Source organism: Actinomyces sp. SKVG-SVH-4(1) (genome assembly GCF_048514265.1).
Taxonomy (GTDB): Bacteria; Actinomycetota; Actinomycetes; order Actinomycetales; family Actinomycetaceae; genus Actinomyces; species Actinomyces oris.
This window is the reverse complement of the sequence record NZ_JBGEVE010000020.1, coordinates 12,297-27,151: the sequence shown is the minus strand read 5'-3', so window position 1 is coordinate 27,151 and position 14,855 is coordinate 12,297. Positions and strand designations below refer to the sequence as shown.

10 protein-coding genes are annotated in these 14,855 nt (G+C 68.7%); 5 read left to right on the top strand and 5 right to left on the bottom strand.

Annotated elements, in window-relative coordinates:
- Nucleotides 1-130: 130 nt before the first annotated feature.
- From AB7V09_RS12340 to AB7V09_RS12320, 5 genes are all read right to left on the bottom strand, one after another.
- Nucleotides 131-3,046: a DEAD/DEAH box helicase gene (locus tag AB7V09_RS12340; protein WP_419143934.1), complete on the bottom strand. Its 2,916-nt coding sequence runs from the start codon at nucleotides 3,044-3,046 to the stop codon at nucleotides 131-133.
- Nucleotides 3,047-3,546: 500 nt separating this feature from the next.
- The gene (locus AB7V09_RS12335; protein WP_419143933.1) at nucleotides 3,547-4,071 is read right to left on the bottom strand and encodes a zinc transporter; all 525 of its coding nucleotides are present in this window, start codon (nucleotides 4,069-4,071) and stop codon (nucleotides 3,547-3,549) included.
- A gap of 299 nt (nucleotides 4,072-4,370) precedes the next feature.
- Nucleotides 4,371-5,012 carry a DUF6318 family protein gene (locus AB7V09_RS12330; protein ID WP_419143944.1) on the bottom strand — a complete coding sequence of 214 codons (642 nt, stop codon included), beginning with the start codon at nucleotides 5,010-5,012 and terminating at the stop codon, nucleotides 4,371-4,373.
- 409 nt (nucleotides 5,013-5,421) lie between these two features.
- On the bottom strand, nucleotides 5,422-7,212 hold the full coding sequence (locus AB7V09_RS12325; protein WP_419143932.1) for a M20/M25/M40 family metallo-hydrolase: 1,791 nt from the start codon (nucleotides 7,210-7,212) through the stop codon (nucleotides 5,422-5,424).
- 139 nt (nucleotides 7,213-7,351) lie between these two features.
- Nucleotides 7,352-7,534, bottom strand: coding sequence for a hypothetical protein (locus tag AB7V09_RS12320; protein WP_256699523.1), 183 nt, complete (start codon nucleotides 7,532-7,534; stop codon nucleotides 7,352-7,354).
- A 626-nt stretch (nucleotides 7,535-8,160) separates the two neighbouring features.
- On the opposite strand from AB7V09_RS12320, the gene AB7V09_RS12315 reads away from it, so the two are divergent.
- From AB7V09_RS12315 to AB7V09_RS12295, 5 genes are all read left to right on the top strand, one after another.
- The gene (locus AB7V09_RS12315; RefSeq protein ID WP_075414521.1) at nucleotides 8,161-9,054 is read left to right on the top strand and encodes a hypothetical protein; all 894 of its coding nucleotides are present in this window, start codon (nucleotides 8,161-8,163) and stop codon (nucleotides 9,052-9,054) included.
- A gap of 572 nt (nucleotides 9,055-9,626) precedes the next feature.
- Nucleotides 9,627-11,606: a ribonucleoside triphosphate reductase gene (locus AB7V09_RS12310; protein WP_075414470.1), complete on the top strand. Its 1,980-nt coding sequence runs from the start codon at nucleotides 9,627-9,629 to the stop codon at nucleotides 11,604-11,606.
- A 29-nt stretch (nucleotides 11,607-11,635) separates the two neighbouring features.
- Nucleotides 11,636-11,974 (top strand): peptidylprolyl isomerase, encoded by a 339-nt coding sequence (locus AB7V09_RS12305; RefSeq protein ID WP_256699521.1) that lies wholly within the window; start codon nucleotides 11,636-11,638, stop codon nucleotides 11,972-11,974.
- Between the two features lie 22 nt (nucleotides 11,975-11,996).
- Nucleotides 11,997-12,728, top strand: a complete 732-nt coding sequence (locus AB7V09_RS12300) for an anaerobic ribonucleoside-triphosphate reductase activating protein (RefSeq protein WP_256699520.1) — start codon at nucleotides 11,997-11,999, stop codon at nucleotides 12,726-12,728.
- Between the two features lie 416 nt (nucleotides 12,729-13,144).
- Entirely contained in the window at nucleotides 13,145-14,776 is a 1,632-nt protein-coding gene (locus AB7V09_RS12295) for a catalase (protein WP_256699536.1), read from the top strand.
- The last annotated feature ends 79 nt before the right edge of the window (nucleotides 14,777-14,855 follow it).

Here is a 14,855-nt window from a genome sequence, read left to right as displayed (position 1 = left end):
ATGCCCGCGTAGGGGGCGGGCTCACGTCGCGTCAGGTCCGGCGGCTGGATTGACCGTGTCGGACGACGTTGCCACCGCTTCTGCGAGGTGTGACTCGCAGAGCAGCAGGTCGGAGCTCAGTTGCCTCTGGTCACTGGGGTCGAGGGGCGTCCGAGTCGTCCGTTCTGGACAGGTCTCGGTGAGCGGGGTCGGTGGTCGAGGGGGTCTGGGGCGCCGCCTCGAGTAGGAGCCGCAGCAGGACGGTGGCCCCGGCCTTGTCCAGGGGCTCGTTGTTGTTGCCGCACTTGGGCGACTGCACGCAGGAGGGGCAGCCGCTCGCGCAGCCGCAGCCCTCGATGACGGCCAGCGTCGCCTCCAGCCAGTCGCGCCCGGCCCGGTAGCCGCGCTCGGCGAAGCCCGCGCCGCCGGCGTGCCCGTCGTGGACGAAGACCGTGGGCGCCCCCGTCTGCGGGTGCGCTGCGGTTGACAGCCCGCCGATGTCCCAGCGATCGCAGGTGGCCAGCAACGGCAGCATCCCGATGCTCGCGTGCTCGGCCGCGTGCAGGGCCCCGGGAAGGTCGGTGGGTTCCAGGCCCGCCGCCTCGCAGACCTCCTGCGGGATCGTCCACCACACGGCGGCGGTGGGCAGCACGTGCTCGTCCATCTCCAGGGCGTGCTGGGAGACGACCTCCCCGCCGGGCAGCGCCATCCGCTGGTAGCCGGTCACCTGACTGGTGACCTCCACCGAGCCGAAGGACCAGGTGATGGCGGACGTGCCCGTGGGCTCGGGGGCGTCGCCGGGGGATGAGCCGGCCCGCCCGCTGCCGGCCGGACCGGGGCCGGTACTGGCCGGAACGGAACTGCCGCTGGAACCGTCGCCGGGACCGGCCGGCTCTTCCGGCTCGTGCGCCGACGACTCACGGCAGTCCTCCGGCGTCGTCTGACCCGGCCGGCCCCAGACCTGCTGCTCGCGCTCGGCGATGATGCGCACGCTCGAGCGCGACCTGGCCCGCGTGCGGTAGCCGACCGCCGCCTTCTGCCGCACGAGGGCGACGTCGTCGGCCAGCTCCTCGACCACGTAGACGCGCCCCTGGTGGACGTAGACCGCGCCCTCGTGGACGGTGGAGTCGGCGGCCGCGCCGTCCACCGTGCCGATCACGACGCCCGTGTCGGCCTCCACCACCGGCACCTCGGGCGGGCCGTCGCCGCGCAGGGAGGTCAGGTCCTGGGGCCGCCCGGGCAGGTTGACGTTCCAGAACCAGCCCGTGGGCCGACGCCGCAGTGCGCCCCGACCCTCCAGCTCGCGCAGCAGGGCGTCGTCGGGCAGGCCGAACAGGGCCAGGTCCGAGGCCCGCAAGGGCGCCTCGGAGGCGGCGGCGCACAGGTGGGGTGCGAGCACGTAGGGGTTGGCCGGGTCGAAGACCGTGGCCTCGGGGGCGGCGAAGACCGCCTCGGGGTGGTGCACCAGGTAGGCGTCCAGCGGGTTGTCGGAGGCGATGAGGACGGCCAGGCCGCGGGTGCCGGCGCGTCCGGCCCGGCCCGCCTGCTGCCCTAGCGAGACGCGCGTGCCCGGCCAGCCGGCGATGAGGACCGCGTCCAGTCCGGTGACGTCGATGCCCAGCTCCAGGGCATTGGTGGTGGCCAGGGCGCGCAGCCGGCCCGAACGCAGGTCGGCCTCCAGGGCCCGACGCTCCTCGGGCAGGTAACCGCCGCGGTAGGCCGACACCGTGCCGACGAGCTCGGGCAGCGAGAGCCCCAGCGTGTGGCGGGCCCGCTCGGCCACGACCTCCGCCGAGCGACGCGAGCGCACGAACACCAGCGCCCGGGCGCCCACGCTCAGCAGATCCACGAGCAGCTCGGCGGCCTCGACGACGGCGCTGCGCCGCGCCGAGGGGTCCTCGCCAGGGTCGCCCGAGTCCGGTTCGGCGCTGCCGGGCGGGGTAGCGCCGCTCGTGACTGGAGGCCGGCGGTGGGCGGCGGAGGCGATGGCGTCGGTGCCGGTCCTCGGCGGGGTCTCTGTTCCCGTGACCTGCTGCGGGGGCGGCGTGACGTTGGGGGTGGGGAGGCTTTCTCCGTCGGCTGTGGCGTGTGTGGGCTGGGGTGCATCGGGGCTCGGGGAGTCCGCGGGGGCCGGACCGCCGTCGCCGGGGGCCGGCAGCACCCAGGGGTCGCGCAGGGCCGGCTGCCACAGGGCCAGGGTGCGCTCCCCGGCGGGTGCGGCGTCGTCGGTGACGGCCACGACGTCGTCGGGCTCGACGCCGATGAGGCGGGCCGCGGTGAGGGCCGGCTCGGCCGCCGTCGCCGAGGCGCACAGGACGACCGGCTGCGGGCCGCGCGGGCGCAGGCGCGCCACGAGTCGCAGGAGGCGGCGCAGCACGAGGGCGACGTGCGCGCCTAGGATCCCGCGGTAGGCGTGGCACTCGTCGATGACGATGTAGCGCAGGCCCCGCAGGAGGCGGCTCCAACGCTCGTGGCCCGGCAGCAGGGAGAAGTGGAGGAAGTCGGGGTTAGTCAGGACGACGTCGGCGTGGGCGCGCACCCAGTCGCGCTCAGGCAGGGGAGTGTCGCCGTCGCAGGTGCCGGCGCGGACCGTGCGCAGGGAGCCCGCGGGCGTGCCGGCCTCGCGCTGGACGGCCTCGAGCTCGCCGACGAGCCGGGCCAGGGCGGCGGCCTGGTCGGCGGCGAGCGCCTTGGTGGGAGAGAGGTACAGGGTGGTGGGGCGCCGGGTGTGGGCGGAGATGCGCGAGTCGGCGCCGGGGGACTGGGCGGTCAGGACGTCGGAGAGCGCCGGCAGCCAGGCCGCCAGGGACTTGCCCGAGCCGGTGCCGGTCGCCAGGACCGTGTGGCGGCCGGCGTGGGCGGAGTGCGCGGCGGCGACCTGGTGCGTCCAGGGGCGCTCGACGCCCAGGCGGCGGTAGGCGGCCACGAGGTCGGGGTCCGCCCAGTCGGGCCAGTCGGCGTGGTGGCCGGGGCGGGCCGGGGTGCGCTGGAGGTGGACGAGCCGGCCGTCGCGTCCGCCGATGGACTCCAGGAGCCCGGTGAGGTCGCGTGCGGTCCCGTCTGCCATGGGGCACAGTGTGCACCACCGGTGGATGAAGGCGTCTGTGGGGCCTCGGCGGTGGGTTGTGGGGTCTTGGTGTCACGGATGGCGACTTTTAGGCTGTCCATCGGTTGGCGCGCCTGGGCCTGTATGGCTCTGACCTGCGCATATGCACCGGGGCGTGATGTCCATGAGTCTGGCTCGTCCCTAAAAGTCGCCCACAGTGACACCATTCGCCGAGCGAGCCAGCGGCCTGCTCTCCGGCCGCGTGTGCCGGCTCTGGGGCTTAGGTGCCGTGGGTTGAGTGGGGTCTCGGTGGTGGGTGGTGAGGTCTTGGTGTCACGGTTGGCGACTTTTGGGGCGCCCATTGGTTGGCGTGTCCGGGTCTGTGGGGCTCTGACCTGTGCATACGTGTCAGGGCTCGACGGTCATCGACCAAGCGTGTTCTTAAAAGTCGACGATTGTGACACCGTTCGCCGGCCGAGCTGGTGGTCTGAGGTGCGGCCGCGTGTGCTGGGTGCTGGGGGTTAGTGGCCTTGGGCTTCTTCTGCGTCGTCGGTGAGGTAGGTGATGACGCGGACGAGGTCGTAGGGGGTGGAGGTCTCGGTGGTGGTGATGGTGCCCTCGATGGGCCGCCACTGGGTGTCGCCTTGGGGGCGGAAACGGGTGGTCCAGGTCGTGGTCAGGGTGGTGGTGATTCCGGTGGCGGTGTGCTGGTAGTGGTGGGTCACGGTCTGGTGGGGGTAGGGGGCGCCTGGGTCGGTGGTGGTTGTGGTGGTGCCGTCTCCCCAGCCCCAGGTGTAGGAGGTGGGGGTGAACTCCACCTCGATGGGGGTGCCCAGGATGGTGGTGGTCTGGTAGCGCACGGCGGGGTTGGTGTAGACGATGAAGGCCTTGGAGATGATGACCTTGGGGCCCGGGGGCTGACGCGTGATACCCGAGCCCGAGGCGATCAGCGTGGCGGCCTGGCGGGTGGTCAGCGTAATGACGGTCGGCTCTGCTGATGGCTCGGAGGGCTCAGGATCTGGAGCCAAATTGCATGCAGCCCGCATTTTCTTGTTCTCATCTTGATAAGATTTGCAGTTGCCGTGAGGTATCGCTAATTTGGTTTGACTGTCTGAGTACTGCACCGTCGTTCCAGGCGGGCTGGAAGGCTCAGGCTGCTCTGCTGGCTGAGGTGGAGTCACAGTTTCACGACGTTCTCCATGAGTGACGACATGATTGTCGCCGGACTCCGCTCCCCAGCTTACGGCTGTTCCAGAGTCCTGAGAGGAACCTGGTGCACTCACGGCACTTGGAGACAGCGCTCCCGCGCATAGCAATAGAGTAATGGTGAAATGGTCGCGGAATTTCATTGTTCCAACACCTTGACTCCGCCGATCATCCAGCGAATTCCGTTGTATCGGATTGCGAAGTCCAGGACTTGGTTATCTTTGGGGTCGGAAATTGTCGGATCTTTCCCTCCACCTGGGTGTGACACTACCTTTCCCTGATTGGCGGTGACATCTAGTTCGTTATAGTCGTATCCTTCGATTTTCTCGTAGTATGTGTAGTTCGTGATTTCTTGGTCCCACTTATCGGTCCAGCCGCCGTCCTCGTGGAGCTTGGTGGCTCGATCGATAACGGATTTGCAGAACTGGCAGCGGTCGTCGCTCATCTTTGCTAGCTCGGTGGTGTTGCCGGTCATGTAGGCGTAGCGGTACAGCTCGAGGAAGTACCAGGCCGTCATGGCTGCCCCCTCGCGTGTCTGGTCATTCATCTGCGGGGGCTTGGCCGGGGCGGGTTCGGCCAGGGCGGCATCTCGCTTGGCTCGCAGCTCAGGAGTCAGGGCGGCCTCTCGGGAGGCGGTCGCTGAGGCGTTGGCGTCAGCGATGCCCTTCTCAGCCCGAGCAACAGCAGCCGACGCGCTGGCACTGGCACTCGCGCTGGCCTCAGCCTTGGCGTCCCTCACCGAGCAGGCCGCCACCCCCAGCGCCAGCACACACACCGCCACCAGACCGGCCACACCCCTGCGATGGCTGTGCGCGGCAGGGTGGCGATCCAACACGGTGACCCGGCCATGGCCGGATGCAGGACGCCGCATACCCACGGGCGCAGCGGATCGTAGGGACGCATTCATCACGGAAGCCTCCTCGCCACCGAAACAACTCCATACCCCGCCCGGCCGGGCGACACTGCCCGTCCAGACGGTGCATTGACATTACCTGCCCCAACGCCCCCAAACCAGACCCCGAGGACACCCTGTGGAAAACCTCGAAAAGAGACTCGTGCACCAGCCGCGTCACACCCGACCGGGACCTTGATCCACCCCGCTCAACAGGCCGGGGCCTCGGTGCCACTTACCAGGAGTGGTCCCGAGGCCCCGAAGCCATGCTCGCAGCTACTCCTTCCTGCGCGCCTCCCTACGCCGTTGCGGCAGCCCGACCTGCCGTGGCAGCGCCGTCGGGAACGCCGTCAGAACTGCTGCTGGTCCACGAAATGGGGCTCCGGGTGCGCCGGGAACCGGCCTGCAGGAGCACAAGCGCCAGCGGCGCCACCGGCACGATCGCGAAGAACACGGTCACCCACACCGCGCCCAGGCTGAGCATCTCGTGGATGAGCAGGACCGCGGGGCCAAGGATCACTACGATGATGAAGGCCGCCAGCGCCCCGACCACCGGCCGCACCCGCCTCGGCGCCAGCGCGGTCAGCGCCAGGGCGAGCGTGGGAAGGACCAGGACGTAGGCAGCGCCGGGCAACAGCACCATGAGCGGCACGCAGGCCGCCGCCAGCAGGAGCAGCACCGCGGCGAGGGTCTCCTGACCGAGCCCCTCCTTCCACCGCCGCACCACGAAGTGCACCGTGAGCCCGGCCCCGATCAGGGCCCCGCCGGCGAACATCCACACCAGCAGCGGGTTCGGCCCGAGCCCGCTCTCCGGCGCCCACTTCATCGCCATGGCCCCGCGCTGCACCAGCCCCGCGGCGGCAGAGGCGTACGCGGCCCGCCACGTCAGACCCCAGACGCTCCCCAGGACCCGCTTCCAGCGCAGCGACCGTGCCCGCACCGCAACGACGCCGAGCGCGGCGATGACGGCCAGGCACCCCAGCCCCGTCCCGACCGCCGCCGGGTAGCGCACCGTCAGCCCCCGCCACAGCTGGAAGAAGTGAAGGTCGCCGTCGGCCGTGAGCGTGGGGGCCTGCCCGTCGAAGGCCCAGGCCCGCGCGAGGTCCAGGACCTGGTCGCCGTAGTGCTGGAGGGTCGAGTGGTCGACGTAGCGCGGGGCGTCGGTGGGGTGGTGGTAGTGCTCGGCCGCCCCAATCGCCGCGATGTTGAGCACCGTGAAACCCTTGGGGATGAACGCCGCCATGTCAGTGGTGTTGGGCATGCGCGCGTACAGCGAGGGGAGGAGCGAGCCGGCCACGGGCTGCTTCACGTGGCTGAGGAAGTAGCCGGCGACGGCCCTGTTGTTCGGGGAGGTCTCGAACATGAGTGCCGGGCCGCTTGTGCCGCGCGCCTCGAGGTTGAGGACCAGGTCGACGCTCTCGTAGTCGGCGCGGTGGTGGCGCATCTCGTTGCGGGCGCCGATGAGGCCGATCTCCTCGCCGTCGGTGATGACGATCTTCAGCGAGTTCTCCGGCTGGCGCCCCTCGGCCTTGAGGGCCCGAAGCGTCTCGACGATGGCGGCCACGCCGTAGCCATCGTCGGCTGCCCCGAGAGAGGTGCCGTCGGTGATGTGCTGATGGCCGCTCTCGTCCGCCTCGACCGTGGCCGAGTCGTAGTGGGCCATGAGCGCCATGGTGTGCTCGGACTTCCCCGGCACGTCGACGACGATCGTGTCGGCTTTCGCGTCCTTGAGCGTCGCCTGCTGCTCGGCGGACAAGTCATCGAAAATCCTCTTGTCCGCCGGGTCGCTGAGATCGAACATCGGGTCGGAGTGCACGGTGGGGGTGTAGTCGAGGTCGGTGAACATGCCGATGACGTCGTCGCGCGCCCGGCCGTGCGCCCCGCGGCGCAGGACACTGTGGGGCTCGTCGGCGAGGCGGTTGATGGCGGCCATGGCGCGCTCGGCGGAGAACGTGGTCGGGTCGGCGGTGGTCGGTGCGGGGGAGGGCAGGATGAGGACGCTCAGGCCCGCCACCAGACCCAGCAGGGCGGCGATCGGGGCCAGCAGGTGCCGGGTGAGACCGGGCGCGGAGAAACGGCGATCAGTCATGGTGTCAGCTTTCCGGACGTGAATCGGTGGTGAATGAGGGGAGGGGCAGCGTCGCCTTCACGCCTTCAGCTCGCCGGTGGTGAGGACAGGGCCCCGGGATGCGGCGTGGGGTACGAACGCGGTGCCAGGCGTGGCCGGCTCAGGCCTTGGGCCAGGCGACGACCAGGCAGACGGCGACGAAGGCGACAGTCAGCGCCACCTGCGTCCAGCCGAGCCAGGCCCGGAGACGCGGCAGGGCGGGCAAATCCGGCCACAGCGTGATGCCCCGGACGATCCCGTACAGGCCGGGCAGCGATGCCGCCGCCAGGATCCAGGTGGGCACATGCGCCCAGGGCCCCGAGACTGGATGGGAGATGTGGGTCTGACCTGCTGCGACGGAGGTCGGGAACGGTGGAAGGCAGAGGTATCCGTGCTCATGGGACCAGGCTGTCGTAGCGTGATCGTCCACACGATCCAGCCACCTGGTCGGTCGATGTCGGGCCAGCCCGACAACACCGTGACGGTCCACGAGAAGGACGGGGTGGCGGGGTGAGGTGGGGTGTCCCGTCCGGATCTGGGTGAGCGCGGGTAACGGTGATGCCGGCGAACGGCCTCCCGTGTGGTTCCGGGCGTGCAGAGGGCCTTGGAGCGGTGGGGAGTGTCCAAATCGGATACAAAGGCGGCAACGAGTACTGAGCGCTTCTGACAGAACCGCATGATTCCGCGGTTCGTATCGCTGGGTGAAACGTTGTTGGGCTCCTTTGTGTCCGATTTGGACACCATGACTTGGCTACTGGGGCGTGAAGTCTCTGGTTGTTGTGTCTCGGGACATGGGTGACAGTTCTGTGTCAGGACATCGGTGACACTTCGATGGGTCCTGGAGGCCACAGGCTGACGGATGCGCCAGTTGTCCACAGGGCGTCGGCGGCCGGGTTGCACCCACTCCGCAGCCGGGCGGCAATGGGCTCCATGAGCACCTTGGGCACAGACCTGCTCGCCGTTGTTCGTGGCTGCTACGGAGCGGTGCGCGTTCGGGACCTTGACCTGTCCCGCACCCAGCGCCGTCATGTCGCCTCGCTGGTGAGAACCGGTGAGCTCATCGCCTATGAGCATGGGGTTGTCGGTATCCCGGGTGCTGAGCGTGCGGTTGTGCTGGCGCGCATTCATGGAGGGCTCCTCACCTGCCAGGCCGCTATGCGCTACTACGGGCTGCCCGTGGCCCAAGGGACCGAGCAGGTTCATCTTGTGGTTGCGCCCGGCAGGCGATTCTCGACCGCCGGGCGGGAGGTGCTCCATGCAGACCGGTACCGGACTCGTATATCGCCAACCTCTTATCCGGTTCAGCCACTCCCTGAGGCGCTGGCTCGTTTCCTGCGCTGCCACGTCCAAGACGACTCCCCACTCATCGCTCTTGACGCAGCACTCCACGACGAGCGCGTTACTGCCGAGCAGATTCGCAATCTGCTTCGCGGCCCCGGCTCGGCTCGGGCGCTTGCTCGACTCGATCGCGCCAGCGACCGGGCCCGTTCCCCGTTGGAGACGCTGGTGCGAATGGACCTTGAGGCTGCGGGCCTGGGCTTTGATGACGGAGTGGAGATCGAGGGAGTCGGCGAGGTGGACCTGGTGATCGAGGACTGGGTGGTCGTCGAGCTCGACGGCTACACCTACCACTGCGACGAGTACCAGTTCGGCCTCGACCGCTGGCGCGACCGCCGGCTCGTCTCCCGCGGCTTCCTGCCGCTGCGCTTTACGAGGAAGGATGTCTATGCACATCAGGTCGTTCCGGACGTGCTGAGGGTCTTGGAGAGGTGGGGAGTGTCCAAATCGGATACAAAGGCGGCAACGAGTACTGAGTGCGTCTGATAGAACCGCATGATTCCGCGGTTCGTGTGGCGCGGTGAAAAGTGGTTGGACTCCTTTGTATCCGATTTGGGCACGAACCTCCCTCAAGAGGGCTTCCACGGTTCCGGTGATGCCACTTCGCCGGGGATGACAGGAGGTCGGCGGCAATGATGCCGGGGCGCGTGGGGCGCGTGGGGCCTGTGGTGAATGATTGCGCGCGGGGATGAGGGGTGTGCTTCCGACCTCGCCCCAACACGCCGGGCAGGAGTGATCTGGACCTCATGTGCGCTCTCCGGGTGGTCCTGCCGGCTCGCGTTCCAGCTTCGACGGCATCCGCGAGATCGTGCGGGAAGGCGTAACCTATCGGGACGAAAGTCCATGTCTCTATCGCAAGATGTTGTGGTTGAGATACAATTTAGACACAAGATGATGTGTCTCATCGATGTGATTTGGGAGTATGGTCGGCACCGGTGCCGCCGACCGCCCCGCTCCCCGCAGGCAGCGCGCAGCCGCTGACGGCACCCGGAAGGATCGGCCCCATCCATGCTCGGCAGGGCCGCGAACAGGAACGAGAAGGACCATCGGAGAGACCCGTGCTCGAGAAGAACCTTGCCTCCACCGCCCCCGCAGCTGACGGCTCGGCGCAGCCGCCGGCCGCCACCCCCGCCACCGACCCGCGCCTCGTGGCCCCCGGCTCGGCCGACTCCGCCGTCGCCCACGGCGAGCGCCCCAGCGTGGACGCCATCGCCACCATCACCGAGTACCTGGACCGCTCCGACTGGCGCGTCAACGCCAACGCCAACCAGGGCTACTCGCTGGGCGGGATGATGCTCAACACCTCCGGCAAGGTCGTCGCCAACTACTGGCTCAGCCAGGTCTACCCGGCCGTCGCCGGCCAGGCCCACCGCAACGCGGACCTCCACATCCATGACCTGGACATGTTCGCCGGCTACTGCGCCGGCTGGTCCCTCAAGGACCTCCTCCAGCAGGGCTTCAACGGCGTCCCCGGCGCCATCGCCGCCGGCCCCGCCAAGCACTTCTCCTCGGCGGTCGGGCAGATCGTCAACTTCCTGGGGACCCTGCAGAACGAGTGGGCCGGCGCCCAGGCCTTCTCCTCCTTCGACACCTACATGGCTCCCTTCGTCTGCCTGGACGATATGACCTACGCCCAGGTCAAGCAGTGCATGCAGGAGCTCATCTTCAACCTCAACGTCCCCTCGCGCTGGGGTACCCAAACCCCCTTCACCAACCTCACCTTCGACTGGACCTGCCCCGCGGACCTCGCGGACGAGCACCCCCTCATCGGCGACGAGGTCTGCGACTTCGCCTACGGCGACCTCCAGGCGGAGATGGACCTCATCAACCGCGCCTTCATGGAGGTCATGACCGAGGGCGACGCCGAGGGCCGCGTCTTCACCTTCCCCATCCCCACCTACAACATCACCCGCGACTTCGACTGGGACGCCCCCAACACCGAGCTGCTGTTCACCATGACCGCGAAGTACGGCCTGCCCTACTTCCAGAACTTCATCAACTCCGAGCTCGACCCCGGCATGATCCGCTCCATGTGCTGCCGTCTCCAGCTGGACCTGCGCGAGCTGCTCAAGCGCGGCAACGGCCTGTTCGGCTCGGCCGAGCAGACCGGGTCCGTCGGCGTCGTCACCATCAACATGGCCCGCCTCGGCTACCTCTACGCCGACGACGAGGCCGCCTTGACCGCCCGGCTCGACGAGCTGCTCGAGATCGGCCGCGACACCCTCGAGCTCAAGCGCACCGTCATCCAGCACCACATCGACGCCGGCCTGTTCCCCTTCACCAAGCGGTACCTGGGCACCCTGGACAACCACTTCTCCACCCTGGGCGTCAACGGCATGAACGAGATGGTCCGCAACTTCACCCACGACGCCTACGACCTGACCGACCCGCGCGGCCACGCCATGTGCGTGCGCCTCCTGGACCACGTGCGGGACAAGATGGTCGAGTTCCAGGAGGCCACCGGCCATCTCTACAACCTCGAGGCCACCCCGGCCGAGGGCACCACCTACCGCTTCGCCAAGGAGGACCGCAAGCGCTACCCCGGCATCCTCCAGGCTGGAACGGAGTCTAACCCCTACTACACGAACTCCTCCCAGATCCCCGTGGGCTACACCGACGACCCCTTCGAGGCCCAGGAGATGCAGGAGGAGCTCCAGACCAAGTACACCGGCGGCACCGTCCTGCACCTGTACATGAACGAGCGCATCTCCTCGGCCGCCGCCTGCAAGGAGCTGGTGCGCCGCTCCCTGACCGCCTTCCGCACGCCCTACATCACCATCACGCCGACCTTCTCCATCTGCCCCGTCCACGGCTACCTCGTGGGTGAGCACCTCACCTGCGACAAGTGCGCCGAGCTCCATCCCGAGGCCGAGCCGGTCGAGTGCGAGGTGTGGACCCGCGTCATGGGCTACTTCCGGCCGGTGCGCTCCTTCAACATCGGCAAGAAGGGCGAGTACGCCGAGCGGCAGATGTTCACGGAGGTCGCCGCCGGCGGCCATGGCCCGGCCGTCTCGCGCCTGAGCGCGGTCAGCGCCTGAGAGGACCCGCAACGGAGAAGGAGGGGTAGGTGACGGACTGGATCGTTGAGTTCACTCCTCGTGCCGAGAAGGCCGTGAAGCGACTTGATCGCAGTGTCAGGAAGCCTGTGGCTGGCACTTATGCTGTCAACATGTCTACTGCAGTTCTGAGCGTACGGCTGCCAGAGGATCTCAAGCGTCGGCTCGATGACCTCGGGAGCCAGACTGGTCGTTCGGCAACCTTCTACGTGCGTGAGGCCGTCGAGTCCTACATCGATGACTTGGAGTACGCGTACGCGCTGAAGGCGGAAGCAGAGGCGGTGCGGCGCGGTGAGATCAAGACGCGCCGTCTTGATGAGATCACGGCGGCGCTCGGCCTCGACGCTTGAGGCTGAGGAGACGTGATTCCGGTTGTCCTGCCCTGCTGATGCTTTGGTGATCGCCGGGCTCGTCCCCATGAGCACGGTCGACTGGCCCGACCACCTGACCGCGACCGTCTTCCTGCAGGGCTGCCCCTGGAACTGCTTCTACTGCCACAACCGGGACCTCATCCCGGCCCGCACGCCCGGCCAGGTGGCGTGGGAGGAGGTGCGCGCCCTGCTGCGCCGCCGGCGCGGGCTGCTCGACGGCGTCGTCCTCACCGGGGGTGAGGCCCTGCGCCAGGACGCCCTGGCCGACGCCGCCCGGGAGGTCATCGACATGGGCTTCCAGGTGGGGCTGCACACGGCCGGGCCCTACCCGCGGCGGCTGCGGGACATGATCGAGGCCGGGCTGGTTAGCTGGGTGGGGCTGGATATCAAGGCGCTGCCCGAGCACTACGGGCAGGTGGTCGGCCGGGAGGGCGCGGCCGCGAGGGCCTGGGAGAGCCTGGAGGTGCTCGTCGAGGCGGCCGGCCGCGGCGGGCCCGACTTCGAGGTGCGCACCACCGTGGTGCCCGGGGACGTGACGGCCGACGACGCCGTGGAGGTGGCCCGGCGGGTGCACGCGGCGGGGGCTCGGGTCTACGCCCTCCAGCAGGCCCGCTCGGAGGGGACGAGCGGCGAGTTCGACGTCGTGGCACCCGGTTGGGACGGGGCGTGCGAGCGCATGGCCGAGCGCATCGAGGCCCTGGGCTGGGACCGCTTCACCTACCGCCCGGCGTAGAGAGGCTGCCGTGGAGGACGGTGTCCATGGTCGGTGTCAGCTGGTCAGCCACCGATGTGCTGGTGGTGACCGCCAGCGAGCTTGCACGGCGGCCGACACCCGCCTACACATTAGTGATCCCATTCAGTGGGGCAACTACTGAGACATTTCCTTATTGTTCGGCTATGGTTGCTGACGGGCGGTCATCTCGTCGTCGCGGCTGACAGCGGTCAGCGGTACCCACGGCGCCTCGACCGGCTCAGGCGCACCTCGCGCCTTGTGACACACCGGCCCGCTGGCCGAGTAAGGAGATACTCATGAATGACACCAACCTGCCCGAGACCCCTCAGGACGGTGCTCCCGCCGGCTGCCCCATGTCCCGCGCCGGCCTCGGCGAGCACCTGCCCAGCCGCAACAACGCCGTCGGCCAGGGCCGTATGACGATGGCCAACGGCTCGCCCGTCTACAACAACCAGGACTCCATGACCGCTGGGCCCCGCGGTCCCGTCGCCCTCCAGGACGCCTGGCTGCTGGAGAAGCACGCTCACTTCAACCGCGAGGTCATCCCCGAGCGCCGCATGCACGCCAAGGGCTCGGGTGCCTGGGGCACCTTCACCGTCACCCGCGCCATCCCCGAGCTCACCCGTGCCGCGATCTTCTCCGCCGAGGGCAACCAGTGCGAGCTCTTCATGCGCTTCTCCACCGTCGCCGGCGAGCGCGGGGCCGCCGACGCCGAGCGCGATATCCGCGGCTTCGCCATGCGGTTCTTCACCTCCGAGGGCAACTGGGACGTCGTCGGCAACAACACCCCCGTCTTCTTCTTCCGTGACGGCAAGAAGTTCATCGACCTCAACCACGCCGTCAAGCGCGACCCCCGCACCAACCTGCGCAGCCCCAACACCAACTGGGACTTCTGGACCAGCCTGCCCGAGTCGCTCCTCCAGGTGACCATCACGATGTCCGACCGCGGCATCCCGCTGTCCTACCGCTACATGCACGGCTTCTCCTCGCACGCCTACTCCTTCATCAACGCTGAGGGCGTGCGCACCTGGGTGAAGTTCCACTTCCGCTCCCAGCAGGGTCTCGCCAACCTCACGGACCAGGAGGCCGCCGCCGTCATCGCCGAGGACCGCGAGTCCAACCAGCGCGACCTGTACGAGTCCATCGAGAAGGGCCAGTACCCCCGCTGGACCATGTACGTCCAGACCATGACCGTTGAGCAGGCCGAGGCCCTGACCGACTTCAACCCCTTCGACCTGACGAAGATGTGGCCCAAGGCGGACTTCCCCTTCCAGGAGGTCGGTGTCCTCGAGCTCAACAGGAACCCCGACAACTACTTCCAGGACGTCGAGCAGGCCGGCTTCACGCCCCAGAACATCGTGCCCGGTATCGGCTACTCGCCGGACAGGATGCTCCAGGCCCGCCTCTTCTCCTACGGTGACGCCCAGCGCTACCGCCTCGGCGTCAACCACCACCAGATTCCGGTCAACTCCCCGCGCGGCGTCGCCTGCCCCCACGGCTTCCACCGCGACGGCGCCATGCGGGTGGACGGCAACGCCGGGTCTGAGAATGCCTACGAGCCCAACTCCTACGGCAACTGGCAGGACTCGCGCGAGCTCTCCGAGCCCGTCCAGGCCGGAGGCGACGTCGCCATGTACGACTTCCGCGAGGACGACCACAACTACTACACCCAGCCCGGCATGCTCTGGCGCGCCATGACGCCCGAGCAGCAGCTCGTCCTGTGCGAGAACACCGCCCGCGCCATGGGGGACTCGACCCTGCAGATCAAGCACCGCCACATCTTCAACTGCTACCACGCGGACCCCGACTACGGCCGTGGCGTGGCCCAGGCTCTGGGCATCGACATCGACAGCGTGGACCTCGACGGCGCTACCGCCGACTCCTACGAGCTGTGGCTCGCGCGCAACCGCGCCAACACCGAGCTCGACGTCCCGACGTCGCCCGTCGCCCCGGCCTCGGCCGCGAACCTCGGCCCGGCCGGCCGTGACACGAACGTGGATGACCCGACCACCCTGACCGACCCGATGAACGACCCCTACGTGCTCTGAGCACTGCGTCCCGGTATCCGACGGCGGCCCGCCACCTCCCAGCCGGAGGCGGTGGGCCGCCGTCGGAGGTTGCGGTGGG